Genomic DNA, 25,776 nt, shown 5'->3' with positions numbered 1-25,776 from the left:
CCGCCACCCCTCGTCGTACCTCGCGCACGCGAATGCTCCCCTCACGGACGGCCAGTCTTGGCCAGGGCAACCAACAAGGCCAGTTGGACAGTCAACACATCCGGAGCAGAAGGTTAGAGGTAGCGGATCAGGAGGTACGGCAGGGCCAGCACAACCGTGGTCGCCGCGACCACCGAGCCGTACTTGGTGAACTCCCAGAAGCTGATGGGAACGCCGTTGCGCTTGGCGATCCCGAGGACCACCACGTTGGCGCTCGCGCCGACGGCCGTCGCGTTGCCGCCAAGGTCCGCGCCCAGCGCGAGCGCCCACCACAGCACCGTGTAGCCGGCCAGCGGCGCTCCGGGTGCCACCAGCTGCGCCACGACCGGGCTCATCGTTGCCACGAACGGGATGTTGTCGACCACGGCCGAGAGGATCGCCGACCCGAACAACAGGACCGTGACCGCGAGCGCCGGCCGGTCACCGGTCACGTCGGCGAGCCAGCCCGCGATGCTGTCGATGACGCCGACCTTCACCAGGGCGCCGACCATGACGAACAGCCCCATGAAGAAGACGAGCGTCTCCCACTCGACGTCCTCCAGGTAGGAGCCGGCGCTGAGTCCGCTCACGACGACGAGTAGCCCGGCGCCCAGGAGCGCCACGATGGACGGCTCCACGTGCAGCACCGAGTGCAGGACGAAGCCCGCGAGTACCAGTCCCGTCACCACCAGGCTGCGACGGAGCAGGCGTACGTCGGTGATCGCCTCCCGCTCGGACAGCGCCATCACCTGCGCCACCCGGTCGGGGTCGGCAACGAACGCCCGCCGGAACAACACCCGGCAGAGCCCGACGAAGATCACCAGAATCACCACGATGAACGGCGCCAGGTTGACGAGGAAGTCGTTGAACGACAGGTCGCCGCGGCTGGCGATGATGATGTTCGGCGGGTCACCGACGAGGGTCGCCGTACCCCCGATGTTCGCGGCGAGCACCTCCGCGATGAGGTACGGCTCCGGGCGTACGCCGAGACGCTGGCAGACGAGCAGCGTCACCGGCGCGACCAGCAGCACGGTCGTGACGTTGTCGAGGAGGGACGACGCGCCCGCGGTGAGCAGGCAGAGCAGGACGAGCACTCGGAACGGGTTTCCGCCGGCCCGCTTGGCCGCCCAGATCGCGAGGTACTCGAAGATGCCCGTCTGGCGGAGCACTCCGACGATGACCATCATGCCGAGCAGCAGGAAGATGACGTTCCAGTCGATCCCGGTGTGCTCGGAGAAGAAGATGTCCTCGGCGCCGACCACGCCGAGCGCCAGGACGATGGCCGCGCCACCCAGGGCGGCGGCGAGCCTGGGAATGCGTTCGGTGGCGATGAAGATGTACGCCCCAACGAAGACCGCGACCGCGATCCACAGGGTCATGTGTCGTGGAGCGCCAGCTCCAGCAGCCGGGACGCCGTCACCACCCCGGTGAGGTGACCGTCGTCCACGATCGCGACCAGCGGGCTGCGCAAGCGCGCCATGACGGCCGCGAGTTCGAGCACGGTGTCGTCAGCGTGGAGGACGGGCAGCTCTGATCGGCGTTCGGGTAGCAGGTCACCCACTCTGAGACCGCTGAGCTCGTGGACGATCCGGTCGGAAGCCTTCTCGTCGATCACCCTCGCCAGCGACGGGTCGTCCTGGATGTACTTCGGGATCACGAACCTCACCACCTGGGAGGCCGGGAGCACCGCGATGGGCCGCCGGTCCTCGGCGGTCACAACCAGGCCCGGTAGGCGGTGCCGGCCGAGCAGCTGCGCGGCTTCAAGAGCGTCGGCGTCGACGCTCACCGCCGGATAGTCCTCCACCAGGTCTCGAGCGAGCATGACGGCACGGTACCTCTCAGAGCGGACATCGGAACGCCTTGACCTCCTCTGGTCACGCGGCGTACGGTACTAATTAGTTCCGGAACTTGGAGGTTCCCAATGGCCCGTGACAGGCTCAGCGCGGCGTTCGCGGCACTCGCCGACCCGACGCGGCGCGCGATCCTTGAACGCCTTCTGAGCGGAGACGTGTCGGTCGCGGAGCTCGCCGAACCCTTCGCCATGACGCCTCGTGCGGTGTCGAAGCACGTGGCCGTCCTGGAGGCGGCCGGACTCGTGAGCCGTAGCCGGGACGCGCAGCGCCGACCCAGCCAGATCAAGGCCGATCCGCTCGCCGACATCGACAACTGGCTGCACACCTACCGGCATCTCTGGCACGACCGCTTCGACCAGTTGGAGGAGCGACTCGCCCAGCAGCAGACGGAGAACGCAGACATGGAAAAGAAGTCCGAACTCGAGAAGAAGAACGGAAAGCGCGATGACTGACGCCACGGAGACGATTTCGATCGTCCGGATCTTCGACGCTCCGCGCGACCTTGTCTTTCAAAACTGGGTGCGCACCGAGGACATCAGTACGTGTTTCGCCCCCAAAGGATTCACCGTCAACGCCTGCGAGGTCGACGCCCGCCCGGGCCAGCGCTGGTGGGTGGAGTTCCGGTCTCCCACCGGGGAGGTGCATCGCGAGTTCGGGGAGTTCCGGGAAATCAAGGAGCCCGAAAAGCTGATCTTCACGCTCACCCAGCAGGACAGCCACGGCAATACCGGGCCGCAGACCCTGGTGACCGTCACCCTGGCCGAACAGGGCTCCAAGACCGAGATGACCTTCCTCCAGACCGGCTACGAAGCCGCGACGATGCGCGACGGCAACGCCGAAGGCTGGACGGAATGCTTCGACAAACTCGACGTCCACGTCGCGGCCCGCCGATAAGCCGCGCAACCGATAAACAACAACAAGGAGCGCCCATTCATGACCGAGAACGCCGAGAAGGAAATCCGTGACCTGTTCGCGGAGTGGCTCGCGGACGCGAGCGCCAAGGATATCGACGCCGTGATGACGAAGATCGCCGACGACGCGGTGTCGTACGAACATGAGGCGCCGATGATCTATCGGGGTGCCGACGCGATCCGCAAGGTCTGCCAAGGTGGCTTTGACGCCGCCAAGGGCGACTTCAGCTGGGATATCCCCGATCTGCAGGTGATCGTCCGCGACGACATCGCGATCACGTGGGGGCTCAACCAGATGGTCGTGCGCGAACCCGGCAAGGAGGTGGCCGAATCCTGGTCACGCGGCACGCGTGTGTTCCAGAAGACCGACGGCACCTGGAAGCTGATCCACCAGCACGTGTCGTTCCCCTATGACCTGCAGACCGGCAGCATCGTGACCGAACGCTGACCGACGGTGCCTGGCGCCCCCTTGGGCAATTGAGCCGCCCAGGGCCGAAATGATCACGTATACGTGGTCATTGCCTGCCTCACACGGTGTCGGTGCCATGTGAAGTAGGTACGCGCCACGTATACGTGGTCATTTGAACAACCGCGCGGCGGGCGAACCTGGCAGGCTCTGACCTACCGGAACACCCACGGCTTGCCCGTGGTTGCGACACTGGAGTTCCCGACGAACGTCACGGAGATCGCGTGAACGACGGCCCCCTCATCGTCCAGTCCGACAAGACCCTGCTCCTCGAGGTTGGACATCCCGCCTCAGACGACGCCCGCAAGGCGATCGCCCCCTTCGCCGAGCTCGAGCGCGCCCCCGAGCATGTCCACACGTACCGCCTGACCCCTCTCGGTCTCTGGAACGCCCGAGCCGCGGGTCACGACGCCGAGCAGGTAGTCGACACGCTGCTGCGGTTCAGCAGGTACGCCGTCCCGCATGCCCTGCTCGTCGACGTCGCCGACACGATGGACCGCTATGGCCGGCTTCGTCTGGAGAACGACCCGACGCACGGGCTCGTCCTTGTCACGACGGACCGGCCGGTCCTGGAGGAGGTGCTACGCAGCGCCAAGCTCAAGCCGGTGCTGGGTCAGCGGATCGACAGCGACACCGTCGCCGTCCACCCCTCCGAGCGCGGTCATGTGAAGCAGGCGCTGCTCAAGCTCGGCTGGCCGGCCGAGGATGTCGCGGGGTACGTCGACGGCGAGGCGCACGCGATCGACCTCGTCGAAGACGGCTGGGCGCTACGTCCCTACCAGCAGCAGGCGGCCGAGGCGTTCTGGCACGGGGGTTCCGGCGTCGTCGTCCTCCCGTGCGGCGCGGGCAAGACGCTGGTCGGCGCCGCTGCGATGGCCCACGCGAAGGCCACCACTCTGATCCTCGTCACCAACACCGTCTCAGCGCGGCAGTGGAAGGACGAGCTGGTCCGGCGTACGTCCCTCACCGAGGACGAGATCGGCGAATACTCCGGTTCCCGCAAGGAGATCCGGCCGGTCACCATCGCGACGTACCAAGTGATGACCTCCCGCCGTAAGGGCGCCTACACCCATCTCGAACTCTTCGGCGCCCGCGACTGGGGCCTCGTCCTCTACGACGAGGTGCACCTGCTGCCCGCCCCGATCTTCCGGATGACCGCCGACCTGCAGGCCAGGCGCAGGCTCGGGTTGACAGCGACGCTGGTGCGCGAGGACGGCCGTGAGGGCGACGTGTTCTCGCTGATCGGGCCGAAGCGGTACGACGCACCGTGGAAGGACATCGAGGCGCAGGGCTGGATCGCGCCGGCCGACTGCGTCGAGGTGCGGGTCACGCTGACCGAGAGCGAACGCCTCACGTACGCCACCGCCGAGACCGACGAGCGCTACCGCCTGGCGTCCACGACCGACACCAAGGCCCGCGTCGTCGAACGCCTCGCCGCCCAGCACCGCGGTGAGCCCACCCTCGTGATCGGTCAATACATCGACCAACTCGACGACCTCGCGGCCCGCCTGGACGCGCCGATCATCAAGGGCGAGACGACGGTCCGCGAACGCCAGCGGCTCTTCGAAGCGTTCCGCTCGGGCGAGATCTCCCTGCTCGTGGTGTCGAAGGTGGCGAACTTCTCGATCGACCTCCCGGAAGCGGCCGTGGCGATCCAGGTCTCGGGGACGTTCGGGTCCCGGCAGGAGGAGGCCCAACGGTTGGGCCGGTTGCTGCGCCCGAAGCACGACGGCCGGGCCGCGAGGTTCTATGCGGTGGTGTCGCGTGACACGGTTGACCAGGACTTCGCCGCCCACCGTCAACGCTTCCTTGCGGAGCAGGGGTACGCCTACCGGATCGTGGACGCCGATGACGTCCTCTCCGGATCCGGCGAACCCCCGCTCTGATCCCGCTCATGGCGTGTCAGAGGTTTCTCGGTCTCTTAGCCGAGAAACCTCTGACACACCATGGCACCCTTACGGGCAACGCGGGATCGGCTTGGTGAAGCCAGGCCGCCCACCCGTCATGGTGTACCAATCGGCAACCCAGCCGCCGTTGTCGAGCTTGTCCCACACGGAGCTGTCCCCAGCCTTCGGGCCAACCCTCTGGCAGACGATGTAGGCCATGCCGCCGTAGGGGATCTGGCCGATCACGGAGTACGACGTACCCGGCCCGGACCGCACCGTCAGCGCATCGGTCCACACAGTGAAGGGATAGCGGCACTGGGGAATGGGCGCGGAGTAGCCCTTCTTGCTCGGCGTACTCACGTAGTTGTCGCTGACATAACCGCCATCGGCGAGCTTGTCCCAAACCGGGGTGGACGCGACCCTACCTCCCGTGGTCTGGCAAACGACGTGCAAGCGTGCGCCGGCCGGCCAGCTACGGACCACGGGGTATCCCGTACCCGGACCTGACCGTGCCCGCAGGGCAGCGTTCGCGCGCACCGAGTAGGTGTAGGTTGCCGATCCGATCAGCGCATCGACCCGGTTGCTGTCGATCTCGATCCGCCGGCCACCCCAGGTTTCGGTGTGCGGGCCCCGATACTGCTTGATCCGCTGGTGGTTGTTCCACTGAACGCCTGGCGCATACCGCTCGCCCCAGACCGTCGCCTTGCCGTCCCAGCGGGCGAACCAGATCGCGTCGGGACGCACGTAGGTGTTGGAGACATAGACCTTCGACAGATCCCGAATTCCGGAGGACGCACTCGAGTAGACACCCGAGAGATAGCCAGAGTCGTGCAATCGTTGGGTCCACGCGCTGAGGAATGTCAAGACGACCTTGCTGCAGCCGCTGTCGCTGGTGTCGTACCCTTCCATGTCGTAGTAGATGGCGCTGCCGGCGGGGAGGCCGAATCCCTGCGCCCGTTTGATCGCGTCGACCGCGGCATCCCTTCCCTGCTTGACGACGTTCGTACGCCGGATCGGGCCCAGGTCACGCTGGAACGCACACGGCGCCTGCCGACCCACGTAGATCGGGATGGTCCGCCAACCATCTTTCGCGATCGACCGGACCCATGAGGCCGAGAGGTTGCCGTCGGGGCAGGCGCGGTTCACACCACCGATGTAGATGCCGACCGCGCGGTACGGCGACGCCAACCATGCCCGCATGGTGCGCGCCGACGGAGCGCTGCAGGTGTCGAATCCCTTACCACGAAGGCGAGTGGTCGCCGAACCGCCAGGGAGACTTGGCCGGTCGCTGAGGCCCTGAGGCGAGTTTGTCGGTGTCGCACGTTTGGGCCCGGTGTACGTCGCGCGTTCGATGATGGCGTCGACGAGTTCGGGACGGTCGGCGTACGCCGCGGTCACCACGAGACCGGTCCCCGCCCACCCGAAACTCGCCTCCTGGCCCGCCCCGCCAGCAGCGGCCACGGAAGGGCTCCGGCCGACCGTAAGAGTCGCCGGTGACCTCCCCGCGGCCGGGAGGCGGACGGCGTTGCGGGCGGTGGCGGGTTGGACGAGGAGCGCTTCGGTACGCCCGAACGCGCGGGCCGGACAGTCCTGATCCGCGCCCGGTGTTCCGAGATAGACGGCCGGCCGGTCGAACCGCACGCAGGTCGAGGGCTTGGCCGCGAGGTCATGGACCTTCCAACTCGCCGGAACGTCCAGCCGCAGGCCGCGGTAGGTGACCCGCCTCGTCGCGCCAGGGGCGGCGAGCCGGGGCTTTCCGTCAGCTTGATCGGCTTCGGCCCCGTCAGCGGTCGAGGCGGGCTCGCCCGCCGACGTGCGCACCACCGGCTCCCGTGCCGGCGCGGCGTTACCTTCGGGAGATCGGGCGAACGTCGCCACCAGGGTGGTGATCACAGCGAGGACGGCGAGGCCGGACAACCGTCGACCTGACGTACGGGTGAGTGGAGTAAACACCATCCGCCTCCCGAGCGAAGCCTGATCTGAGCCCGATCCCTGCGCCTGGGCGACGTTCTCCTGGCTGGGCACGACTGGTCCCACCCCGGCGCCAGTCCCACCCGACGCTGGATTGCGACTGAACCCGACGCCTCAGACGCGAGTACGACCACTGTCAGCACCAAGAACGCGACCCAGTGTCACATAGCGGATCACATCCACACCAGGGGTCCACATGGGCAACATTTGTAACCAGACTTGTGTAATTCGCGCCGAACAGTGTTCCTAGCCCATCGCCGGCGAAAGCCAGTAGCCCCAGGTGGCCGGACGTGTTAATGTCCTTGGCCCTTTTGTCCCGCCTTCCCGCGAGCCGCTGGAAACCTGGAGCGGAGATCCGCCATGCCCACGCACGAAACCATCGAGCCCCCGGATACGAGCCTGGACGAACCCGCTCAGGCACAGACACCGCTGGACGGGCAGCAGTCCGACCCCGCGTTGGTCGCGGAGCAAGCCCACCTTGCCGAGTCACGGACGGCGCTGCGCAAGATGCGCGAGCGCACGGAGTCCCTGGAGGCGCAGGGCGGCAACCCCGTCTCGACCGAGTACCTCAAGGCCGCGCTCTACCACCGAGCGAAGGCGCTGGTGGACGACCCGCGGACGCCGTTGTTCTTCGGGCGACTCGATTACACCGCCGGTGAGGGACCGTACGCCGACACCGCCGGCACGCCCGCCACCGCCGGCACCGCCGGCGGTTCCGAGAGCACCCGCGGCACGGTCACGGCCCACGGCGGCGAGCCGTTCTACATCGGGCGGCGCCACGTCACCGACGCCGAGGGCAACCCGATGGTCGTCGACTGGCGGGCACCGGTCTCCCGCCCCTTCTACCGCGCGAGCCGCTCCGCCCCGATGGGTGTCGACCTGCGCCGCCGGTTCGGGTTCTCCCACGGCGACCTGACGGCGTACGAAGACGAACACCTCTCCAACCCGCTCGAAGCCGCCCAGGAAAGCCAGATCCTCGAGGAGGAGATCGAGCGGCCCCGGGTCGGGCCGATGCGCGACATCGTCGCCACCATCCAGCCCGAGCAGGACGACATCGTGCGAGCCGACCTGTCGGGCACGGTGTGTGTCCAGGGCGCGCCCGGCACCGGCAAGACCGCGGTCGGCCTGCACCGCGCGGCGTACCTTCTGTACGCCCATCGGGACCAGCTCCGCCGTCAAGGTGTCCTTGTCGTCGGACCCAACGACTCGTTCCTGCGCTACATCGGAGATGTCCTACCGACGCTGGGTGAGATCGATGCCAGGCAGTCGACGCTCCCAGAACTCGTCGGCCGGATCAGGATCCGGGGCGAGGATCCCGCGGAGGTCGCCACCCTCAAGGGCGACGCGCGGATGGCCGAGGTCGTACGCCGCGCGGTCTGGTCGCATCTGCGCGAACCCTCCGAGGGACTCGTGGTGCCGCGGGGCGCCCGGAGGTTCCGGGTGCCCGGTTACGAAGCCGCGGAGATCCTGCGGGGCATCCAGGCTCGAGGCGTTCGCTACGGCGCCGGACGGTCGATCCTCCCGCAGCGGCTCGCCCACTCGGTCCTGCTGCGGATGGAGGCAGACGGCGACTCACCCGACGACCGGGTGCAGGATGCGGTCGCGCGGAGCAAGCCGGTCCGCGCCTACGCCGACGTACTCTGGCCGGCGGTCGGCCCGGCCCGGCTGGTGTTCCGGTTGTTGTCGGAGCCGGCGTTCCTGGCCGAGCATGCCAACGACGTGTTGACACCGGACGAGCAGGAACGCCTGGTGTGGTCGAAGGCGCCACGCACCGCGGGGTCCGCGCGGTGGTCACTCGCGGACGCCGTACTCATCGACGAGGTAGCCGACCTCGTCGATCGCACACCGAGCCTGGGACACGTCGTCCTTGACGAGGCTCAGGACCTGTCGCCGATGCAGCTTCGCGCGGTCGGGCGGCGGTGTTCGACCGGCTCGGCGACCCTGCTCGGCGACCTCGCCCAGGCGACGACACCGTGGGCGACCCGCGACTGGTCCGAGGCGCTCAGCCACTTCGGCAAGCCGGAGGCCCATGTCGAGGAGCTGACCAAAGGATTCCGCGTACCCGCTGACGTCATCGAGTTCGCCGCCCGCCTCCTACCGTCCATCGCGCCCACGCTCACCGCGCCGTCCTCGGTCCGGCGTACCCGCGGTGACCTGCTCGTCCACGCGACTCCGTCCGTGGCGGAGTGGACGGTCGCATGCGTGCGTACGGCGTTGGACCGGCCGGGCTCGGTGGGCCTGGTCACCGCCGACAGCCGGGTGGGGACACTGCGGGCGGCACTCGACGAGGCCGGGATCGGCTACGCCCTCCTCGGTGACGAGAACGACGTGGACGCCCGGCTGGACGTCGTACCCGCGTCGTTGGCGAAGGGTCTGGAGTTCGACCACGTGGTGCTCGTCGAGCCGGCCGAGATCGTCGCCGCCGAACACGACGAGGTCACCGGCCTGCGCCGCCTGTACGTGTGTCTGACCCGCCCGGTCACCTCGCTGCAGATCGTCCACGACGCACCGCTGCCCGCGGCGCTCCTTGGGTGAAGGCTCGGGGCGGGCGCCACGATCCGTCCGGCGGCCTGTGCACGCCTCGATCGGTCTGATAAGCCTGGACACCATGGACAAACTGCACCACCGGGTCGCGCAGGTCGCGGTCGTCGACGCGTACGCCGAGCTCTCCCGCCTGGTCAGTTCGCTCGGTGGCGCTGACTTCCTCCGGCCGAGCCGATGCGCCGGATGGGCGGTGGGTGACGTCCTCTACCACGTCCTGCTGGACGCCCAACGGGCACTGGTGACGTTCGCGACACCGGCCAAGCGGGCGCCGACGATCGACCACGTGTCGTACTGGCGTAACTGGCAGACCAACCGCAACGACCTGGCGGCCGCGGCGCACGGAAGGTTCGTCCGTATCGCGGCGGCCGCCTATCCGGAGCCGGGGGCGCTCGCCCACCAGTGGCTCGACACGGCGCGGGCCGTGGCGCACGTCGCCTCCGGCATCCCCGGCTCAGACGTCGTCGCCACCCAGAGCCACGCCCTCACGGTGACCGACTTCCTCAGCACCCTCGCGGTCGAGGCGACAGTCCACCACCTCGACATGCTCCTCGAACTCCCCGGCGCACCCGGGCCACGTCCGGGCGCGATCGAGCTCACTGTCGACGTCCTCGACGCGCTGCTGGGCCCGGTGAAGGAGCGACCCGCGTGGGACGACATGACCTGGATCCTCAAAGCCACCGGCCGGCTCCCCCTGACGCCGGCGGAGGAACGCGGGCTCGGACCTCCGGTGTCCCGGTTCCCGCTGATCGGGTAACCCCGCCGTGGGTCGGAGGGTTGGGGGTGGGCCCGGACGGGCGAAGCCCGTGCGGGGCCGGAACATCACCGTCTTGAATAGCTCTCATGGATGAGCGGTCGGCGGACATCGGGGCGGCGCTGCTCGCGAGGTGGCGGGCGATCTTCGAGGGCCGTGCGGGGGCCGAGGGCCGTGCGGGGATCGAGCCCGGCGCGGTCGAGGACACCGGCCGCGGGTTGCTTGCGAGGTACGCCGAGCCGCGGCGCCGCTACCACAACCTGGAGCACCTCGCGGAGGTGCTCGAGGCGATCGACGAACTCGCGGCATCCGCGCGTGACGTCGATGTCGTACGCCTCGCCGGGTGGTTCCACGACGCGGTCTACGACCCGCATCGCTCCGACAACGAGGAGGCCTCCGCCCGGCTCGCGGCGGGGCTCCTGCCGACCTGCGGGGTGAGCGAACCCCGGATCGCCGAGGTGGTTCGGCTGGTCCAGCTCACGGCGGCGCACGATCCGGGTCCGGACGACCCCGACGGGGCGGTGCTCTGCGACGCCGACCTCGCGATCCTGGCCTCCGACCCGGAACGCTACGGCCGGTACGCCTCCGACGTGCGGGCGGAGTACGCGCACGTCGAGGACGAGGCGTTCCGGCGGGGTCGCGCGGCGATCCTCGACGCCCTGCTCGGCCACGACGCCCTCTTCCACACCCCGGCCGCCCACGCCCGTTGGGAAGAACGCGCGCGCCACAACCTCCACACCGAACTCACCCTCCTCCACCCCTAACCCAATTGCCTGCGAGCCTGCGAGCAGTCCGTCGAGGGAGTCCCGAGTCTTGCGGGCGGTAGACCCCGCACCTCGCGGGCAGTAGAGCCCCACACGTTGGGAGACCAGGTGCTCAAAAGTGTGCTGAGCAGTCTGTTGCCGCACACGTTTGGGCATTAGGCTGCCGATTCATGATTCTGCCCAAGCCCTCGCGGTTCGAGCGCCACGACGGCGCCTTCCTCCTCTCCAGCCGTACGACCCTCTCGGCCGACGACGCGTCCGCAGCCGCCGCCAGCGCGGTGCGCCGGGCGTTCGGACCGGCGACGGGTTCAGCGTTCGACGCACCCGAGTCCGGCGCCGCGGCCGGCATCAGCCTGTCGGTCGACAGCGAGCGGCTGGGCCCGGAGGCCTACACCCTGACCGTCACTCCCGAGCGGATCGAGATCGTCGGTGGCGACCCGGCTGGGGTGTTCTACGGCGTCCAGTCGCTGCGCCAGGTCGTACCCGCCGAGGCGCTCTCGGCCAGCACCGCAGGCGACTGGGAGGTCCCGGCGGTCAGCGTCCGCGACCAGCCGAAGTTCGGGTGGCGTGGCACGATGCTCGACGTCGGTCGGCATTTCATGCCGAAGGAGTTCGTCCTCAAGCTTCTGGACCTGCTGGCCCTGCACAAGCTCAACGTCTTCCACTTCCACCTGACCGAGGACCAGGGCTGGCGGCTCGCGATCGAGAAGTACCCCCGGCTCACCGAGGTTGGCGCCTGGCGTCCGGAGACGCTCATCGGGCACGCCAACCGGCCGGCCAGCGAGCACACCTTCGACGGCACCCCGCACGGCGGCTTCTACACCCAGGACGACATCCGCGAGATCGTGGCGTACGCGGCGGAGCGGTTCATCACCGTCGTACCCGAGATCGACATGCCGGGCCACATGCTCGCGGCGATCACGGCATACCCCGAACTCGGCAACGGCATCAAGCCGCCCAAGGTCGGGACCGTCTGGGGCATCTCTGACGAGGTCCTGAACGTCGAGGACTCCACGCTGGACTTCTGCCGAGACGTCCTCGCCGAGGTGTTGGCGCTCTTCCCGAGCCCGTTCGTCCACTGCGGTGGCGACGAGTGCCCGAAGGTGGAGTGGAAGGCGAGCGAGTCCGCTCAGGCACGGATCCGCGAACTCGGGCTCGCCGACGAGGACGCGCTGCAGGCGTGGTTCACCGGTCAGATGGCGAAGTACCTCGCCGAGAACGGCCGGCGGTTCGTGGGCTGGGACGAGGTGCTCGAGGGTGGCGGCCCGGCGAACCTCCCCAGCGACGTCGTGGTCATGTCGTGGCGTAGCGAGGAAGGCGGCATCGAGGCGGCCCGTGGTGGGCTCGACGTGGTGATGGCGCCCTGCCAGTACGTCTACTTCGACTACTACCAGAGCGACAACCACGACACCGAGCCGCTCGCGATCGGCGGTCACGTCCCGCTGTCGAAGGTGTACGGCTACCGCCCGATCCCGGGTGAGCTGGAAGCCGAGGCCGCCCGGCACGTGCTGGGTGCCCAGGCGCAGCTGTGGACGGAGTACGTGCCTAACCAGGAGCACGCGGAGTACATGCTCTTCCCGAGGCTCTGCGCGTTCGCCGAAGCGGTGTGGCGGGACGACGCGAACGGCATCGAGTCGTACGACGCCTTCCTCGAACGCCTGCGCCCGCACCTCGCCCGGCTGGACGCGCTCGGCGTCAACTACCGCAAGCTCGACGACTGAGCCCAACCGGCCCGACATTCCCCACGACGCACGGTGAATTTGCCGTGCATCGTGGGGACCTGCCGAGCAAACGTGATCATTTCCCGCCCGGCCAAGGGGGCTTGGCGAGCTAGCTAGGCCGAACGCTTCCGGCGACGCAGGCCGGCGGCGATGAGCCGGGCCACCAGCTCTCGGCTCGACACCGGAACGGCGCCGGCCGCCACGAGTTCGTCGTACCTCTCCTCCGGCACGTCGTAGTGGTCCCGGTCGAACCCTCGCATCGGCACACCCCACAGCGCCGCGAACGCGTGGAGTTCGGCGTACGACGTGTCGCTCACCAGGTGCGACCAGCGTCGCCCGTGAGCCGGCCACCGCGGCGGGTCGATGAGGATGGCCACGGCACCCTCATCCTTCGCCGGCAGCGACGTCGGCCGCCCGCGCCACCTCGTCGTCGATCACCGTGCGCCAGCTCCTGACGTACGCCGGATCGACGTACGCCTTCCACGACTGGTCGGGCCGGACCGCACTGCCCACATGGAACGCCCGCACCCCCGCCTGCGCGAGCCACGGCACGTGCTCGGCCCGCAGGCCGCCGCCCGCCATGATCCGGCTGGCCGCGAAGCGCTCGCTCCGGGCCCTGGCCGCCAGGTCCTCCATGCCCGCCTCGACCCCACGCGCCGAGCCCGCCGTGAGGACGGTCGTCATCCCGGGCAGGTCGCGCAGTGTCCACCACGCCTTGTCGGTGCCGAGCGCGTGGTCGACGGCGCGGTGGAACGTCCACGGCAGCCCGTCGAGTCCCTCGACCAGGGCGAGGACGGCGGCGACGTCGACCTCCAGGGTCGGTGTCAGGAAGCCGAGGACGAACCCGTCAGCACCCGCCGCGGCGTAGTCCCGTGCCAGCACCCGCAGCCGGGTCAGCTCGGCCGGCGTCGTCGTGAACCCCTCGCTCTCCCGGAGCATCACCCTCATCGGGATGCGAGTGCGCCGCCGGATCGCCTCGACGACCGCGGGATCCGGCGAGAGGCCGTCGGCGTCCATGGACGCCACCAGTTCGATCCGATCAGCCCCGCCATCTTCGGCCGCCACCGCATCGGGTGCGCCGAGCGCGATGATCTCGAGCAGAGGAGCCATCTTCACCTCGCGGAAGCGTCGGGACGTCGAGCACAGAAGGATTCGGTGGGTGCCTTGAAGACCATCTCCATTCGAAGCCTGCCAGGATCGTATGCGTGACCATGGACGACCCGCTCATGAGCGCCCGCGCGCGGGTGCTCCATGACCTGCATGCCTCAGGCAACGATGACCCTCGCGCCGTGTCGATCCTGGAGGACGCGGTGTCGGAACGCCGATGGTGGGTGTCCGAATGGCCGGAGGGCGCGGCGTACGTCGCCGGCCAGATCGCGCAGGACGTTCAGGACGCGTTGCTCGACTCCGTGGGGCGCTGGCCGCTGTGCCGGGCCTGTGACGAGGTGGAGCCTCATGAGCTCCGCATCAATCCCGAACTCGGGCCTGACCCGCGCTGGGTCTGCGAACGCTCCGGCATGGCCGTGGCCCCCCTCGGGGAACTCTGACGGCTCCGGTACGTACGACGTACGGTAACCGTCGGGCGCTCCCTGTTAACGTTCGCAACCATGGGACGCCGACTCATCAACGGGGCCACCGTGACCTGGCTGGAGCAGGCCAGGGAGTTCCTGCGCGAGGCGTCGTCCGGTCCGGTCCTCCTCGACGAGGCCGCGACCGTGGCCTGCCTGTCGCCGTACCACTTCCACCGCACGTTCACGCGGGTTTTCGGTGAGACGCCGCACGCGTTCGTCACCCGGCAGCGGATCGACCGCGCCAAGGCACTGCTCGCGGGCACGGACCTGACGGTGCTCGAGATCTGCCTCGCCGTCGGCTACCAGAGCGTGGGGACGTTCTCGCGCCGGTTCACCGCGCTGGTCGGCCGGAGCCCAACCGACTACCGGCGGGGCGTCCGCCCGCTCCTCCTCGCCGTGCCCGCGACCGCCTCCGATCGCATCTGGACACCGAGGTTCATCCCGGCGTGCTTCACCGCCGGCTGGGCGTGACCTCGAAGCGGTGCTCGTCGACTGTGAGCGCAAGATCGGAGATGCCGTACGCCGCCGGGCACTCCTAGCGTGGATGGCGAACCACGAAACGAAAGGGACCACCATGATCCAGCGGCTCTCGCACGCCAGCATCCTCGTACTCGACCAGGATTCCGCGTACGACTTCTACGTCAACAAGCTCGGCATGGAGGTCCGTACTGACGCGAGCTTCGGCGAGGGCCAGCGCTGGCTCACCGTCGGGCCCAAGGGCCAGCCCGAGCTCGAGTTCACCCTCATGCCCGCCACCGCAGGGCCGCATCTGCCGGCCGAGAAAGTCGAGCTTCTACGCGAGCTCATCGCGTCCCACACGTTCGGCGTCGGCGTCCTGGAGACCGACGACATCCAGAACGAGTACGCGGAACTCACCGCCAAGGGCGTGGAGTTCGTGAGTCCGCCCACCGAACAGTTCTACGGGATCGAGGCGGTGTTCCGCGACGACTCGGGGAACTGGTTCAGCCTCACTCAGCGCACCACGAACTGACCGCCGGCCATACCGCCCCGGCCCAGGCGAGCAGGCCCGCTGACCGGCCGCACGTATCCCCGGTCAGCCCGGGCCGGGGCCGTCGAGATCTGCGTACGTCGCAAGCGACGGCGCCCGGCGCTGCCGCAGGTCGGCGGCAACCGCTTCGGCGTCCCGCAACACGCGAAGCGCGTTCCCGCCGGCCAGCTTGGCGAGGTCGACCTCAGACCAGCCGCGGTCGAGCAGCGCGGCGAAGAGCCGCGGATAGCCCGAGACATCCTCCATCCCGACGGGGAACGTGTCGGTGCCGTCATAGTCGCCGCCGAGCCCCAGATGGTCGATCCCGGCGACCTCGCGGACGTGTTCGACGTGCGCGACCGCGTCTGCGATCGACGCCTGGGGCTTGGGGTGCTCCCGCTGCCACTCCTTGGTGAACTCGAAGAACGCCGACAGGTCGGTCGGCTTCACACCCTGGGCGCGGGCCGCCTCGGCCGCCTCGGCCCGCCATTCGGCACACGCCGGCGTCACGAACTCCGGCACGAACGTCACCATGCACACCCCGCCGTTGTCCGGCAGGGCCGCGAGTACGTCGTCGGGAACGTTGCGTGGCACGTCACACACCGCCCGCGCCGACGAGTGGGAGAAGATCACCGGAGCCTCGCTCACCCGGAGCGCGGCCCGCATCGTGTCTGCTGAGACGTGAGAGAGATCGACGAGCATGCCGAGGTGGTTCATCTCGGCAACGACCTCCTCACCGAACCGCGACAGCCCGCCGAGCCGCGGCTCGTCGGTGGCCGAGTCGGCCCACGGCACGTTGTCGTTGTGCGTGAGCGTCATGTAGCGAACGCCGAGCGCGTACATCGCGCGCAGCGTGGCGAGCGAGCAGTCGATCGAGTGGCCGCCCTCCATGCCCATGAGGGAGGCGATCCGTCCCGACGCGAAGACCCGCTCCACCTCGTCAGCCGTCGTCGCCAGGCCGAAGGTGTCGGAGTATCTGCGTACCATCGCGAGGACGGCGTCGATCTGCTCGAGCGTGGCCGAGACCGCGTGGTCACCCTGCAACCGGCTCGGCACGTACACCGACCAGAACTGCCCGCCGACGCAGCCGGCCTTCAGGCGCGGGATGTCGGTCTGCAGGAGCCGTGGTTGGGGCTCGGCGATGTCAACCTTGTCGAAGTCGTACGACGCGTGCCGGCGCATGGCCTGGGGCAGGTCGTTGTGTCCGTCGACCAGCGGATGGGCGGCGAGTAGAGAGCGCGCGCGAGCGAGGCCAGATTCCACGTCCGCCCATCATTCCGTACGACCGGCGACTTACGCCGAAGGGCGGCCCTGGATCGCTCCAGGACCGCCCTTCGCCGTCTGTGCGGAAAGGAGCGTGGACTCAGAAGTCCATGCCGCCACCGTCGGGCATGCCCGCGGGAGCCTTCTCCTTCTCCGGCTTGTCCGCGACGACCGCCTCCGTGGTGAGGAAGAGGCCGGCGATGGACGCAGCGTTCTGCAGCGCGGAACGGACGACCTTGGCCGGGTCGGGAACCCCCGCCGCCAGCATGTCGCCGTACTCGCCGGTCGCGGCGTTCAGGCCGTGACCCTCGGGCAGGCCGCGGACCTTCTCCGCGACGACCCCGCCCTCGAGACCGGCGTTGATCGCGATCCGCTTCAACGGAGCCTCGAGCGCCACCTTGACGATGTTGGCGCCAGTCGCCTCGTCACCGTCGAGGTCGAGCTTGTCGAACGCGTGCTTGCCCGCCTGGACGAGGGCGACGCCACCACCGGCGACGATGCCCTCCTCGACCGAGGCCTTGGCCGCGCGAACGGCATCCTCGATGCGGTGCTTGCGCTCCTTGAGCTCCACCTCAGTGGCCGCGCCGACCTTGATCACCGCGACGCCGCCGGCAAGCTTGGCCAGCCGCTCCTGAAGCTTCTCGCGGTCGTAGTCGGAGTCGCTGCGCTCGATCTCGGCCCGGATCTGGTTGACCCGGCCCTGGATCTGCTCCGTGTCGCCAGCACCCTCGACGATCGTCGTCTCGTCCTTGGTGACGACGACCTTGCGGGCGCGGCCGAGCAGGTCGGGGGTGGCGTTCTCGAGCTTGAGACCGACCTCCTCCGAGATGACCTGGCCACCGGTCAGGATGGCGATGTCGACGAGCATGGCCTTGCGGCGGTCACCGAAGCCGGGAGCCTTGACGGCGACCGACTTGAAGGTGCCACGGACCTTGTTGACGACGAGCGTGGCGAGCGCCTCGCCCTCGACGTCCTCGGCGACGATCAGCAGCGGCTTGCCGGACTGCATGACCTTCTCGAGGATCGGGAGGAGGTCCTTGACCGCGGAGATCTTGGAGTTGACGATCAGGATGTACGGGTCGTCGAGGACGGCCTCCATACGCTCCATGTCGGTGGCGAAGTAGGCCGAGATGTAGCCCTTGTCGAAGCGCATACCCTCGGTGAGCTCAAGCTCGAGCCCGAAGGTGTTGCTCTCCTCGACGGTGATGACGCCTTCCTTGCCGACCTTGTCCATCGCCTCGGCGATGATCTCGCCGACGCTGTTGTCACCGCCGGCGGAGACAGCCGCCACAGAGGCGATCTGCTCCTTGGTCTCGACGTCCTTCGCCGCCTGGGCGAGCTGCTCGGTGACGCTCGCGACAGCCGCTTCGATACCGCGCTTGAGGCCCATCGGGTTGGCCCCGGCGGCGACGTTGCGCAGACCCTCGCGGACCAGCGCCTGCGCCAGCACGGTCGCGGTCGTGGTGCCGTCACCGGCCACGTCGTCGGTCTTCTTGGCTACTTCCTTGACGAGCTCGGCCCCGATCTTCTCCCACGGGTCTTCGAGCTCGATTTCCTTAGCGATGGAGACACCGTCGTTGGTGATCGTCGGCGCGCCCCACTTTTTCTCGAGGACGACGTTACGACCCTTGGGACCAAGGGTCACCTTGACAGCATCGGCAAGGGTGTTCATACCCCGCTCGAGGCCGCGACGGGCTTCCTCGTTGAACGAGATGATCTTGGGCATCTAGCTGGATCCTCCCCCAGTCGGGTGGATGTCGTGTGGCCGGCCCGACGCCCGCGACGGACGGCCCCCAAGCCATACCGGGAGCCTCGCCGAACCAACCCTGCAGCGGATTGTCACTCGCGACCTTCGAGTGCTAAGGACGTGTTTAGCACTCGACCAGGGAGAGTGCAAGCTGACCGCCCGTCGTCCGAGCCACCTCCGGACGCAATCCGAGCGCCGCCCGGGACCCCGGGCACCCCCGGACACGCCCGAGGCCCGGGTGGGGGCAACACCCGGGCCTCGGATCAAAGACGTCCCCACTCAGGGGGCTATGGCCATCAAGCTCAGAGAGGGGTGACCTCGTGCGCCTCGAGACCCTTCGGCCCCTCGACGACCTCGAACTCGACTGACTGACCATCAGTGAGCGACTTGTACCCGTCCATGTTGATCTTGGAGTAGTGGACGAATACGTCGTTGCCGCCCTCTACGGCGATGAAGCCGTAGCCCTTCTCAGAGTTGAACCACTTCACGGTGCCCTGCGTCATTGACCTCTCCTCAGGCCGAGGGGGTGTCAGACCCGCCCGGCGCGGGCCTGGGTCGTCCTCACCGCACCCGCTCCCCCAAGGGGAGGTGTTGCGATCGATCCGCGCGAATTTCCCCACCGCTGTCGGTCGAGCGACTTACGCACGATCATGCCGACCACGCCCGACCTTAGCTGAACGTCGCTCCTGTGGGGAGATGTCCGTCAGCCTCCTTTCGACCGAGATCGGTCCGGTAAGCGAGCTGAAGATTGCTCTCAGTAACAAGTCATTGGGTCGAACTACTGCTCGTATCGGGAAGCCTTATTCGTCCCGCCACGCGGGACGAATAAGGCGCTTCACGCGGGGGGTTCACAGCGCTCGGAATCCCAACTCCACAAGCCAGCTGGATTGTTGCATTCTTCGGTCCGGCGGACCGGTGGGTGATCCGGCCCATGGGAAGTGCCGCTGCGGAACGCGCTCTCCGGACCGTGCCTATTACCAGAAAGTGAAGCTATTTGGGGCCGTCGTTCCCCAGCGAATTATCGGCCGGAATAGGGCTTCCGAATACTACGGCGGCCAAGGCGGCGCGGCCGCCCGCCCGCCGATCCCCGAGCCCCGCCATCCAGCCCTTCCATCCGAGCCCGACCATCCCACCCGCCGGCCCCATCCCGTGATCATGAAGGCTTTCGGTACGTGGGGCCCCTTCCGGCTTCATGATCACGATCATGATCACGGGATGGCGGCGGGCGTACCTAGATCGGGAGGACCGGGGCACCGAACGGCTCGCTCCATTGGTAGGTGCGGGTTCCCTCGCTGGTCCGCCACCGCTCCGGCGTGGTCGTGTGCAGCCAGTCGAGCGGCTCGACGCCGCCGGGGTCGCCGCCGTCGAGCGCCAGCTTGACCGCGACCCGCAGGTCGGCGTCGGTCTGCGGCGTGCGGGCGTTCGGGTCGACCGAGACGAAGAGCGCGGTGCCCGACCGGGCCACCAGATCGAGGAACTGGCGGTTCTTGTCCCACGGCGTCTGCGGCGTACACGGCACGCAGTCCGCGTCCGCCACGAAGAACGACTGGTGCTGCGCGAGCCGGAAGGCGAGGGTGTTGACCCCCATCCGGCGGGTGCGTTCCCACCGGCGCCCGGACGTGTCGTCGCCGATGCGTTGGACCTCGACCAGCCCGGCGGCCAGGTGGCCCACCGTGTTGCAGCCGATCACCACCGCGTCGCCGGCGCCCGCGCGGATCACCTCGTAGAGCCGCAGCAGGATCTCGGCGTTGGTCTGGCCGCGGTCGGCGAAGTGCCACCCCGCGTCGGTCATCGCGGCCCCCATCGCGGGCGCGAACCGACCGAACGCGTCGAACGTCGAGAAGTCATGCTTGATGAGCTCGAACCCCCAGCCGACCAGGCGGGCCACATCGGCGCGGATCCCGTCAAGGTTGTCTTGCAGGGTGAGGTCGAGCGGTTGTTCACGCACGGGACGCGGACCGGGTCGCAACCGCGCCGGATCGTCGACGTACGACAGAGCGGCCGGCCGCATCCAGATCCCGGGCCGCGCCCCGCGGGCGGCGATGTCGGCGGCGAACCCCGGCATGTCGTCGAAGGTTCCGGGAAGACCGGCGGTCCAGGGGCCACCAGGACAGGCGCCACCGGGACTCCAGCCAGCATCCACCACGCAGTAGGGCTTCACCGGATGACCGTCGGCGTACTCCACGATCGTCTCGGCGTCGCGGATGATCTGCGCGGGCCCGAAGTTGAACCCGTAGGCGTAGTACCAGTTGTTACAACCAACGACAGGACCCCTTGCGGGCAAGGGATCTGAGCACATCGAGGCCGTCAACGCGGTCTGGACGTCGTACGCCGACTCGCCCTCGACGGCCACCAGGGTCGCCGCGTCGAGCACCCGATCGCCAAGCAGGACAGGCGATCCACCGTTGCGGACATCAAGCCACAAGGAAATACCGGCGGAGTCGAGGGTCCAGGAGCAGAAGGCGTTCGGGCGTACCCGCACACCCATCCCGCTCGTCGTGTTGGTCGCCGGGTCGTGCGCGAGCCACGACCACGGCAGCAGGCGTTCGGGCTGGAGATGCCGCCACTGGAGGTCGCCGTACGAACGCTCCCACGCGTCGCCCAGCACGAGCGCGGACGCCGGCACCGGCGCGGCCCACCTGAGCACGACCCGCGAGAGTCCGCGCCGCGGGCAGGCGACCTCGACCCCGAGACCTTCGGGGAGCTCGCGAAAACCGATCTCCACCTCAGGAGTGGTGAATCGGCCCCCGTCAAGACTCGCTTGACGGGGGCCGTCGTTGTCTTCGTGGACGACGAACGCCGCGTCCGGAAGCTGGAGGATCAGGGTCAGCCTCCGGCCACCGCGGGAATCACCGACACCTGCGTGCCGTCAGGCGTTGGCGTCTCCAGGCCGGACGCGAACCGCACGTCCTCCTCGCCAACATAGACGTTGACGAACCTGCGAAGCTTGCCGGCGTCGTCGAGGACCCGCGCGCGAATTCCGGGGAAGTTCGCCTCGAGCGAGTCAAGCACCTCGGCCAGGGTGCCACCATCCGCGGCCACCTCCGAAGCTCCGCCCGTATAGGTACGCAGGATCGTCGGGATCCGCACCTTGACACCCATGGTTACTGCCTCCGTGTTTCGGTGAATGCGGGCAGCCGCGCGCTCAGGCGAGCCCGGCCTCGGTGAACGCGTCGTACGTCGGACGGATGGTCGCCTTCGGCCCCACCTTGCCAGCGATGGCGTCGAGGGTCTTCAGGCCGTCACCGGAGTTGATGATCACGGTTTCGGCGTCGGGGTCGAGCTGACCGGTCTCGACCAGCTTCTTCAGGGTCGCGACCGTGACACCGCCCGCCGTCTCACCGAAGATCCCTTCGGTGCGGGCCAACAGCTCGATACCGGCGAGCACCTCGTCGTCGCTGACGTCCTCGACCACGCCACCGGTGCGCCGGCAGACGTCGAGCACGTACGGCCCGTCAGCGGGGTTACCGATCGCCAGCGACTTCGCGATCGTGTCCGGCTTGACCGGCTGCACCACGTCATGGCCGGCCTTGAATGCCGCGGACACCGGGGAGCACCCGGTCGCCTGTGCACCGAAGATCTTGTACGGAGCGTCCTCGACCAGGCCAAGCTCGACGAACTCCCGCAGCCCCTTGTCGATCTTGACCAACTGCGCGCCCGAGGCGATCGGGACCACGACCTGCTGCGGCAGCCGCCAGCCGAGCTGCTCGGCGATCTCGAACCCAAGCGTCTTGGAACCCTCGGCGTAATAGGGCCGGACGTTGACGTTGACGAACGCCCAGCCTTCCTCCTCACCGGCGATCTCGCTGGCGAGCCGGTTGACGTCGTCGTAGGTGCCCTCGACGGCGACGAGCGTGCCGCCGTACACCGCGGTGGTGAGGATCTTCTGCTGCTCGAGGTTGTGCGGCACCATCACGACGCTGCGGATCCCGGCGCGGGACGCGGCGGCCGCTACCGCGTTGGCGAGGTTGCCGGTCGAGGGGCACGCGAGCACCTGGAAGCCCAGCTCGCGGGCAGCGGCGAGCGCCACCGCCACGACGCGGTCCTTGAACGAATGGGTGGGATTGCCGGAATCGTCCTTGACCCAGAGCCGCCGCAGCCCGAGTGCGGCGGCGAGCCGGTCGGCACGGACGAGCCGGGTGAGGCCGGGTTCGGTGTTGGGGAACGACGCGATGTCGGCCGGCACCGGCAGCAGGGACTGATAGCGCCAGATGTTTGGAGGGCCGGAGGTGATCTGCTCGCGGGTGATCGAGGGGAGGTCGTAGTCGACCTCAAGCGGACCGAAACAGTCTGAACACGCGTAGTGCGCGCCGAGCGGGGTGGTGGCACCGCACTCGCGACATCGCAGCGTGGTCGCGTTGCCAAAAGCTCCAGGGCGAATGGTGTGGGCGTCGCGCGTGATGTCAGCGCCGGCGTACGTCGTCATCGAGGCTTCCTTCCTCATCTTTCCCACGCACGTCCACCCAGGGCTTGCTCCCTGTCTGGCGAGACGTCGTAGGCCGGAGTTGGCACCGTGTCCGCCGCGGGGCCTCTGATGCATGCGAGACACACGCGTCGGCGGTCGGCCGGTTGCCGGGGCTTCGTCGGGCCGGTCCCTCTGCCCCTCTGGATGAGATTCCTTCTTCAGTTGTCCCGCCGAGCCTAACTGACCGGTCTCACAGATCGTCCGCGCTGCCCAGGATGCGAGACAACCTGGCCGCGGGTGCCGGGGGTCCGTCGACGCCGGCAAGGCTGGCGGCCGGCTCGTCGCACAGCGCGGCGGCCGCGGCCCGCACGACGAGCGGGTTGAGGTTGCCGGACTCGTCGATGAGCCAGGTGTTGGCCCCGATGCTGGCCTGGCGAGCGCCGTCCGGCGTACTGAACACCGCGGTCTGGTAGCCGAAGACCACGCCGTCGTGGCCCCACGCGACCCCACCGGGCACGCACGACACCGGGAAGGGGAAGAGCCCCAGGCCGTACCCGAACTCCTCGGCGTCCATCATCACGTCGAGCAGCGGCTTGGGTAGCAGCCGGCCCGTGAAGAGCGCCCGCAGGAAGGTCATCTGGTCCCGCGTCGTCGAGATGACCGCACCCGCCGTCCAGGCCCAGCTCATGGAATAGGTCGTCACGTCGTCCATCGGTTGGCCGGGCTCGCCCGGCAGGTAGCCGCGCAGGTGCCGGCCGCTGACGAACGGGCTGCGCTCGGGGAACGACGTGTCCCGCATCCCCAGTGGCCCGAAGAGCCGGCGGGTGAGTTCGGCGCGTACCGGATGGCCCGTGACCTTCTCGATCAGCATGCCGGCGAGGACGTAGTTGGTGTTGGAGTACTGCCACGTCGTTCCTGGCGCCGGCCTTGACTCCTGGTTGGTCAGGGCGATCTCGATCAGCTCGGCCGGACGGAAGTACCGGAACCGGTTGCTCTCGTAGGAGCGCGGCGGCGCGAAGACCCCCGTGTCCGTGCGGAATCCGCTGGTCTGCTGGAGCACATGGCGTACGGTGATCCGCTCGTCGATCCCGAGGTCGGGCAGCCGCTCCGCCACCCGGTCGTCGAGTTGAAGCCGTCCTTCGGCCACCAGTTGCAGGACCAGCACCGCCACCATGGTCTTGGTGATGCTGCCGATGCGGTGCCTGTCGTCCGGCCGGGCGGGACGCTGGGTCCGCAGGTCCGCGACTCCCCGCGCGATCGCGGTGGTCCCGTCCTCGGGCGTACGCCGGGCCAGCACCACGCCCGGCGCCCCTTCGTCGATCACCAGGTCGGCCAGGCCCTCCAGCCCGCTCGAGGTGGACGCGGCCACCTTCTGCGGCGCGTACATCTCGCGAGTCGAGGCGCCCGCGGGCGGTGCGCAGAAGGTCGCACTCGCCGCGACCAGGGTGGGTCCAAGGACTACGAGCGCGAGCCTGTGCGCCAACCAGTGTTCAGGCAGCATGAGCTAAACCCCCAATGTGAACAAGGATGGATCGAGAGAGGAGCGCGGGTTTGTCGCTCAGCCGCGGCGGCTGAGCACGAGCAGGGAGACCACGTAGACAAGCCCGCCGACGAACCCCAGGAACGCCCACGAACCCCCGTCCCGGCCCCGGGCGAGGTCGACGATCGCCCCGCCCACGATGACGAACGCCAGGATGTTGAGCGTGTAGAGCGCGGCCCGTTGGTGGATGTGCGCGTGGCGTTCGTCGTGCACGTCGTCCCCCAGGAGAGCGACCGTGTCGCTGAAGCGGGACGCGATCACGATGAACGCGGTGAACACGAGCACGATGCCGAGCATCGACAGGCCCAGGCCGACCCGTCCCGTCGCCATCGCCGCGACACACATGCCCACACCCAGCAGCACTCCGACCACCGCCGCCGGCATGGAGATCCGCCTCCCCGCCCGGCCACGCTTAGTCGTCGTCGACATGGAAGACCTCCTCGACTGAACGCCCGAAGAATCGGGCAACTTTGATGGCCAGCGGCAGCGACGGGCTGTACCGGCCGGTCTCGATGGCGTTGACCGTCTGACGAGAGACGCTGAGCGCCTCACCGAGCTCCCCCTGAGAGAGGTCACTGGCGAGTCGCAGCGCCCGCACGTCGTTCCGCATGGTGTCAAGGATGCTTTACATTCGCGGCAGGTGTCAAGCAAGCTTTACAGCCCCCTTCGGGCCACAAGCTTTCCTTGAGCACCCGCTTCCGTGATCATGTTCGTTGTGGTGAAGGGTTTCGGGACGTATAGCCCTTTCTGCCTTCATGATCATGGACGCAGGTGCCGGTGGATCTCTGAGCTGGTACAGACGGGGTCGGTCTTGGTCGCGGTATGGCCTTGTTTTGTTGGGCTTTCAGGATCGGTGGTTGTCGGTGGTCGCCGCTAGTGTTTGGGTATGGATTCGACCTCGGCGGATGCGGGCCGGCACCGGCTTACGGTGTTGGCGAAGCGGATACGTGCCCGTCTCGCTGAGGAGTCCGGTGCGCTGTTGTGGTCGGTTCCCGGGGACGAACTCATCGACCTGCTCATCAGTCTGGAAGCTCTCTCGGCGCAGCTCGAGGCGGTCCAGCTGCAGGTGATCCGCGAGGCAGACCGCCGGGACCTGGGCGCCAGCGTCGGTGCGACGGGTACGGCGGCGTTGTTGTCGTCGCTGCTGCGGATGCGCCCCGAACAGGCGCGTTCGGCGGTGAGGTTGGCGATCGACCTGGACACCGCGTTGCCGCTTGTGCAGTTGGCGTTGAACGCTGGTGAGATCAGCGTCGACCACGCTCGGGTGATCGCGAANGCGATCCGCGACCTGCCCAAAGAGGCCGGCCAGGAGACCCGCGCCGAGGCCGAACAGGTGCTGGTCGAGCACGCCCGGGTCTTTGACCCGAAAGACCTTGC

The 25,776-nt window shown here is 68.4% G+C and carries 26 protein-coding genes and 1 riboswitch; of the genes, 12 read left to right on the top strand and 14 right to left on the bottom strand.

Going from position 1 to position 25,776, the window contains the following annotated elements:
* Positions 1–113: 113 nt before the first annotated feature.
* Together B141_RS0125705 and B141_RS0125700 are read right to left on the bottom strand one after the other, a co-directional pair.
* Entirely contained in the window at positions 114–1,397 is a 1,284-nt protein-coding gene (locus tag B141_RS0125705) for an ArsB/NhaD family transporter (protein WP_020578061.1), read from the bottom strand.
* Positions 1,394–1,840 (bottom strand): CBS domain-containing protein, encoded by a 447-nt coding sequence (locus B141_RS0125700; protein WP_020578060.1) that lies wholly within the window; start codon positions 1,838–1,840, stop codon positions 1,394–1,396. The genes B141_RS0125705 and B141_RS0125700 overlap by 4 nt, the downstream gene beginning before the upstream one ends.
* A gap of 99 nt (positions 1,841–1,939) precedes the next feature.
* On the opposite strand from B141_RS0125700, the gene B141_RS0125695 reads away from it, so the two are divergent.
* The 4 genes from B141_RS0125695 to B141_RS0125680 all read left to right on the top strand — a co-directional run bounded on the left by B141_RS0125695 (position 1,940) and on the right by B141_RS0125680 (position 5,134).
* Positions 1,940–2,323 carry an ArsR/SmtB family transcription factor gene (locus tag B141_RS0125695; protein WP_020578059.1) on the top strand — a complete coding sequence of 128 codons (384 nt, stop codon included), beginning with the start codon at positions 1,940–1,942 and terminating at the stop codon, positions 2,321–2,323.
* Positions 2,316–2,765 (top strand): SRPBCC family protein, encoded by a 450-nt coding sequence (locus B141_RS0125690; protein ID WP_020578058.1) that lies wholly within the window; start codon positions 2,316–2,318, stop codon positions 2,763–2,765. The genes B141_RS0125695 and B141_RS0125690 overlap by 8 nt, the downstream gene beginning before the upstream one ends.
* 39 nt (positions 2,766–2,804) lie before the next feature.
* A complete protein-coding gene (locus tag B141_RS42720; RefSeq protein ID WP_020578057.1) occupies positions 2,805–3,230 on the top strand; it encodes a YybH family protein in 426 nt (141 codons plus the stop codon).
* A gap of 242 nt (positions 3,231–3,472) precedes the next feature.
* Positions 3,473–5,134: a DNA repair helicase XPB gene (locus B141_RS0125680; RefSeq protein WP_020578056.1), complete on the top strand. Its 1,662-nt coding sequence runs from the start codon at positions 3,473–3,475 to the stop codon at positions 5,132–5,134.
* 69 nt (positions 5,135–5,203) lie between these two features.
* Here B141_RS0125680 and B141_RS42715 read toward each other — a convergent pair whose 3' ends face one another.
* On the bottom strand, positions 5,204–7,090 hold the full coding sequence (locus tag B141_RS42715; protein ID WP_084678513.1) for a glycoside hydrolase domain-containing protein: 1,887 nt from the start codon (positions 7,088–7,090) through the stop codon (positions 5,204–5,206).
* A 375-nt stretch (positions 7,091–7,465) separates the two neighbouring features.
* On the opposite strand from B141_RS42715, the gene B141_RS0125670 reads away from it, so the two are divergent.
* The 4 genes from B141_RS0125670 (at position 7,466) to B141_RS0125655 (ending at position 12,885) form a co-directional block, all read left to right on the top strand.
* Positions 7,466–9,640, top strand: coding sequence for a HelD family protein (locus tag B141_RS0125670; RefSeq protein WP_020578054.1), 2,175 nt, complete (start codon positions 7,466–7,468; stop codon positions 9,638–9,640).
* Between the two features lie 73 nt (positions 9,641–9,713).
* A complete protein-coding gene (locus B141_RS0125665; RefSeq protein ID WP_040422299.1) occupies positions 9,714–10,403 on the top strand; it encodes a maleylpyruvate isomerase N-terminal domain-containing protein in 690 nt (229 codons plus the stop codon).
* 86 nt (positions 10,404–10,489) lie between these two features.
* Entirely contained in the window at positions 10,490–11,164 is a 675-nt protein-coding gene (locus tag B141_RS0125660) for an HD domain-containing protein (RefSeq protein WP_020578052.1), read from the top strand.
* 170 nt (positions 11,165–11,334) lie between these two features.
* Entirely contained in the window at positions 11,335–12,885 is a 1,551-nt protein-coding gene (locus tag B141_RS0125655) for a beta-N-acetylhexosaminidase (RefSeq protein WP_020578051.1), read from the top strand.
* 113 nt (positions 12,886–12,998) lie between these two features.
* Here the strand turns inward: B141_RS0125655 and B141_RS0125650 are convergent, their stop codons facing one another.
* Positions 12,999–13,262 (bottom strand): DUF4031 domain-containing protein, encoded by a 264-nt coding sequence (locus tag B141_RS0125650; RefSeq protein ID WP_020578050.1) that lies wholly within the window; start codon positions 13,260–13,262, stop codon positions 12,999–13,001.
* Positions 13,263–13,269: 7 nt separating this feature from the next.
* Entirely contained in the window at positions 13,270–13,995 is a 726-nt protein-coding gene (locus B141_RS0125645; protein ID WP_020578049.1) for a copper homeostasis protein CutC, read from the bottom strand.
* A 101-nt stretch (positions 13,996–14,096) separates the two neighbouring features.
* Between B141_RS0125645 and B141_RS0125640 the strand changes: the two genes are divergently transcribed.
* Genes B141_RS0125640 through B141_RS0125630 form a run of 3 tightly spaced genes read left to right on the top strand, consistent with a single transcriptional unit; the run spans position 14,097 to position 15,447 of the window.
* Positions 14,097–14,432 (top strand): hypothetical protein, encoded by a 336-nt coding sequence (locus B141_RS0125640; protein WP_026257579.1) that lies wholly within the window; start codon positions 14,097–14,099, stop codon positions 14,430–14,432.
* A gap of 60 nt (positions 14,433–14,492) precedes the next feature.
* Positions 14,493–14,927: a helix-turn-helix domain-containing protein gene (locus tag B141_RS42710; protein WP_020578047.1), complete on the top strand. Its 435-nt coding sequence runs from the start codon at positions 14,493–14,495 to the stop codon at positions 14,925–14,927.
* 10 nt (positions 14,928–14,937) lie between these two features.
* Positions 14,938–15,447 carry a VOC family protein gene (locus tag B141_RS0125630; RefSeq protein ID WP_020578046.1) on the top strand — a complete coding sequence of 170 codons (510 nt, stop codon included), beginning with the start codon at positions 14,938–14,940 and terminating at the stop codon, positions 15,445–15,447.
* A 63-nt stretch (positions 15,448–15,510) separates the two neighbouring features.
* Here B141_RS0125630 and B141_RS0125625 read toward each other — a convergent pair whose 3' ends face one another.
* The 9 genes from B141_RS0125625 to B141_RS0125585 form a co-directional block, all read right to left on the bottom strand.
* Complete coding sequence (locus tag B141_RS0125625) at positions 15,511–16,707, bottom strand: dipeptidase (RefSeq protein ID WP_020578045.1); 1,197 nt, start codon at positions 16,705–16,707, stop codon at positions 15,511–15,513.
* A gap of 100 nt (positions 16,708–16,807) precedes the next feature.
* On the bottom strand, positions 16,808–18,433 hold the full coding sequence (groL, locus tag B141_RS0125620) for a chaperonin GroEL (protein ID WP_020578044.1): 1,626 nt from the start codon (positions 18,431–18,433) through the stop codon (positions 16,808–16,810).
* Positions 18,434–18,756: 323 nt separating this feature from the next.
* Positions 18,757–18,957: a cold-shock protein gene (locus tag B141_RS0125615; RefSeq protein ID WP_020578043.1), complete on the bottom strand. Its 201-nt coding sequence runs from the start codon at positions 18,955–18,957 to the stop codon at positions 18,757–18,759.
* A 728-nt stretch (positions 18,958–19,685) separates the two neighbouring features.
* Positions 19,686–21,179 carry an alpha-amylase family protein gene (locus B141_RS0125610; RefSeq protein ID WP_020578042.1) on the bottom strand — a complete coding sequence of 498 codons (1,494 nt, stop codon included), beginning with the start codon at positions 21,177–21,179 and terminating at the stop codon, positions 19,686–19,688.
* Between the two features lie 101 nt (positions 21,180–21,280).
* A complete protein-coding gene (locus tag B141_RS0125605; RefSeq protein ID WP_020578041.1) occupies positions 21,281–21,556 on the bottom strand; it encodes a MoaD/ThiS family protein in 276 nt (91 codons plus the stop codon).
* A gap of 43 nt (positions 21,557–21,599) precedes the next feature.
* Entirely contained in the window at positions 21,600–22,880 is a 1,281-nt protein-coding gene (gene thrC, locus B141_RS0125600; protein WP_020578040.1) for a threonine synthase, read from the bottom strand.
* A gap of 11 nt (positions 22,881–22,891) precedes the next feature.
* Positions 22,892–23,070: riboswitch (SAM riboswitch) on the bottom strand.
* A gap of 39 nt (positions 23,071–23,109) precedes the next feature.
* Positions 23,110–24,360, bottom strand: a complete 1,251-nt coding sequence (locus B141_RS42705; protein WP_020578039.1) for a serine hydrolase domain-containing protein — start codon at positions 24,358–24,360, stop codon at positions 23,110–23,112.
* A 57-nt stretch (positions 24,361–24,417) separates the two neighbouring features.
* A complete protein-coding gene (locus B141_RS0125590; protein WP_084678512.1) occupies positions 24,418–24,828 on the bottom strand; it encodes a DUF2178 domain-containing protein in 411 nt (136 codons plus the stop codon).
* A complete protein-coding gene (locus B141_RS0125585; protein ID WP_020578037.1) occupies positions 24,812–25,009 on the bottom strand; it encodes a helix-turn-helix transcriptional regulator in 198 nt (65 codons plus the stop codon). The genes B141_RS0125590 and B141_RS0125585 overlap by 17 nt, the downstream gene beginning before the upstream one ends.
* 276 nt (positions 25,010–25,285) lie before the next feature.
* Here B141_RS0125585 and B141_RS42700 point away from each other — a divergent pair.
* Positions 25,286–25,776 (top strand): DUF222 domain-containing protein (locus B141_RS42700; RefSeq protein ID WP_020578036.1); only part of this gene is annotated, 491 nt, incomplete at its 3' end.

The sequence above is a fragment of the Actinopolymorpha alba DSM 45243 genome (assembly GCF_000373925.1).
In the GTDB taxonomy this organism is placed as follows: Bacteria; Actinomycetota; Actinomycetes; order Propionibacteriales; family Actinopolymorphaceae; genus Actinopolymorpha; species Actinopolymorpha alba.
This window is presented reverse-complemented; position numbering and strand designations above follow the sequence as displayed.

What these genes read in the sequence shown, in the direction of transcription:
- B141_RS0125705 (WP_020578061.1), bottom strand. Translation starts at nt 1,397, where the DNA reads ATGACCCTGTGGATCGCGGTCGCGGTCTTCGTTGGGGCGTACATCTTC.
- B141_RS0125700 (WP_020578060.1), bottom strand. Translation starts at nt 1,840, where the DNA reads ATGCTCGCTCGAGACCTGGTGGAGGACTATCCGGCGGTGAGCGTCGAC.
- B141_RS0125695 (WP_020578059.1), top strand. Translation starts at nt 1,940, where the DNA reads ATGGCCCGTGACAGGCTCAGCGCGGCGTTCGCGGCACTCGCCGACCCG.
- B141_RS0125690 (WP_020578058.1), top strand. Translation starts at nt 2,316, where the DNA reads ATGACTGACGCCACGGAGACGATTTCGATCGTCCGGATCTTCGACGCT.
- B141_RS42720 (WP_020578057.1), top strand. Translation starts at nt 2,805, where the DNA reads ATGACCGAGAACGCCGAGAAGGAAATCCGTGACCTGTTCGCGGAGTGG.
- B141_RS42715 (WP_084678513.1), bottom strand. Translation starts at nt 7,090, where the DNA reads ATGGTGTTTACTCCACTCACCCGTACGTCAGGTCGACGGTTGTCCGGC.
- B141_RS0125670 (WP_020578054.1), top strand. Translation starts at nt 7,466, where the DNA reads ATGCCCACGCACGAAACCATCGAGCCCCCGGATACGAGCCTGGACGAA.
- B141_RS0125665 (WP_040422299.1), top strand. Translation starts at nt 9,714, where the DNA reads ATGGACAAACTGCACCACCGGGTCGCGCAGGTCGCGGTCGTCGACGCG.
- B141_RS0125660 (WP_020578052.1), top strand. Translation starts at nt 10,490, where the DNA reads ATGGATGAGCGGTCGGCGGACATCGGGGCGGCGCTGCTCGCGAGGTGG.
- B141_RS0125655 (WP_020578051.1), top strand. Translation starts at nt 11,335, where the DNA reads ATGATTCTGCCCAAGCCCTCGCGGTTCGAGCGCCACGACGGCGCCTTC.
- B141_RS0125645 (WP_020578049.1), bottom strand. Translation starts at nt 13,995, where the DNA reads ATGGCTCCTCTGCTCGAGATCATCGCGCTCGGCGCACCCGATGCGGTG.
- B141_RS0125640 (WP_026257579.1), top strand. Translation starts at nt 14,097, where the DNA reads ATGGACGACCCGCTCATGAGCGCCCGCGCGCGGGTGCTCCATGACCTG.
- B141_RS42710 (WP_020578047.1), top strand. Translation starts at nt 14,493, where the DNA reads ATGGGACGCCGACTCATCAACGGGGCCACCGTGACCTGGCTGGAGCAG.
- groL (WP_020578044.1), bottom strand. Translation starts at nt 18,433, where the DNA reads ATGCCCAAGATCATCTCGTTCAACGAGGAAGCCCGTCGCGGCCTCGAG.
- B141_RS0125615 (WP_020578043.1), bottom strand. Translation starts at nt 18,957, where the DNA reads ATGACGCAGGGCACCGTGAAGTGGTTCAACTCTGAGAAGGGCTACGGC.
- B141_RS0125605 (WP_020578041.1), bottom strand. Translation starts at nt 21,556, where the DNA reads ATGGGTGTCAAGGTGCGGATCCCGACGATCCTGCGTACCTATACGGGC.
- thrC (WP_020578040.1), bottom strand. Translation starts at nt 22,880, where the DNA reads ATGACGACGTACGCCGGCGCTGACATCACGCGCGACGCCCACACCATT.
- B141_RS42705 (WP_020578039.1), bottom strand. Translation starts at nt 24,360, where the DNA reads ATGCTGCCTGAACACTGGTTGGCGCACAGGCTCGCGCTCGTAGTCCTT.
- B141_RS0125590 (WP_084678512.1), bottom strand. Translation starts at nt 24,828, where the DNA reads ATGTCGACGACGACTAAGCGTGGCCGGGCGGGGAGGCGGATCTCCATG.
- B141_RS0125585 (WP_020578037.1), bottom strand. Translation starts at nt 25,009, where the DNA reads ATGCGGAACGACGTGCGGGCGCTGCGACTCGCCAGTGACCTCTCTCAG.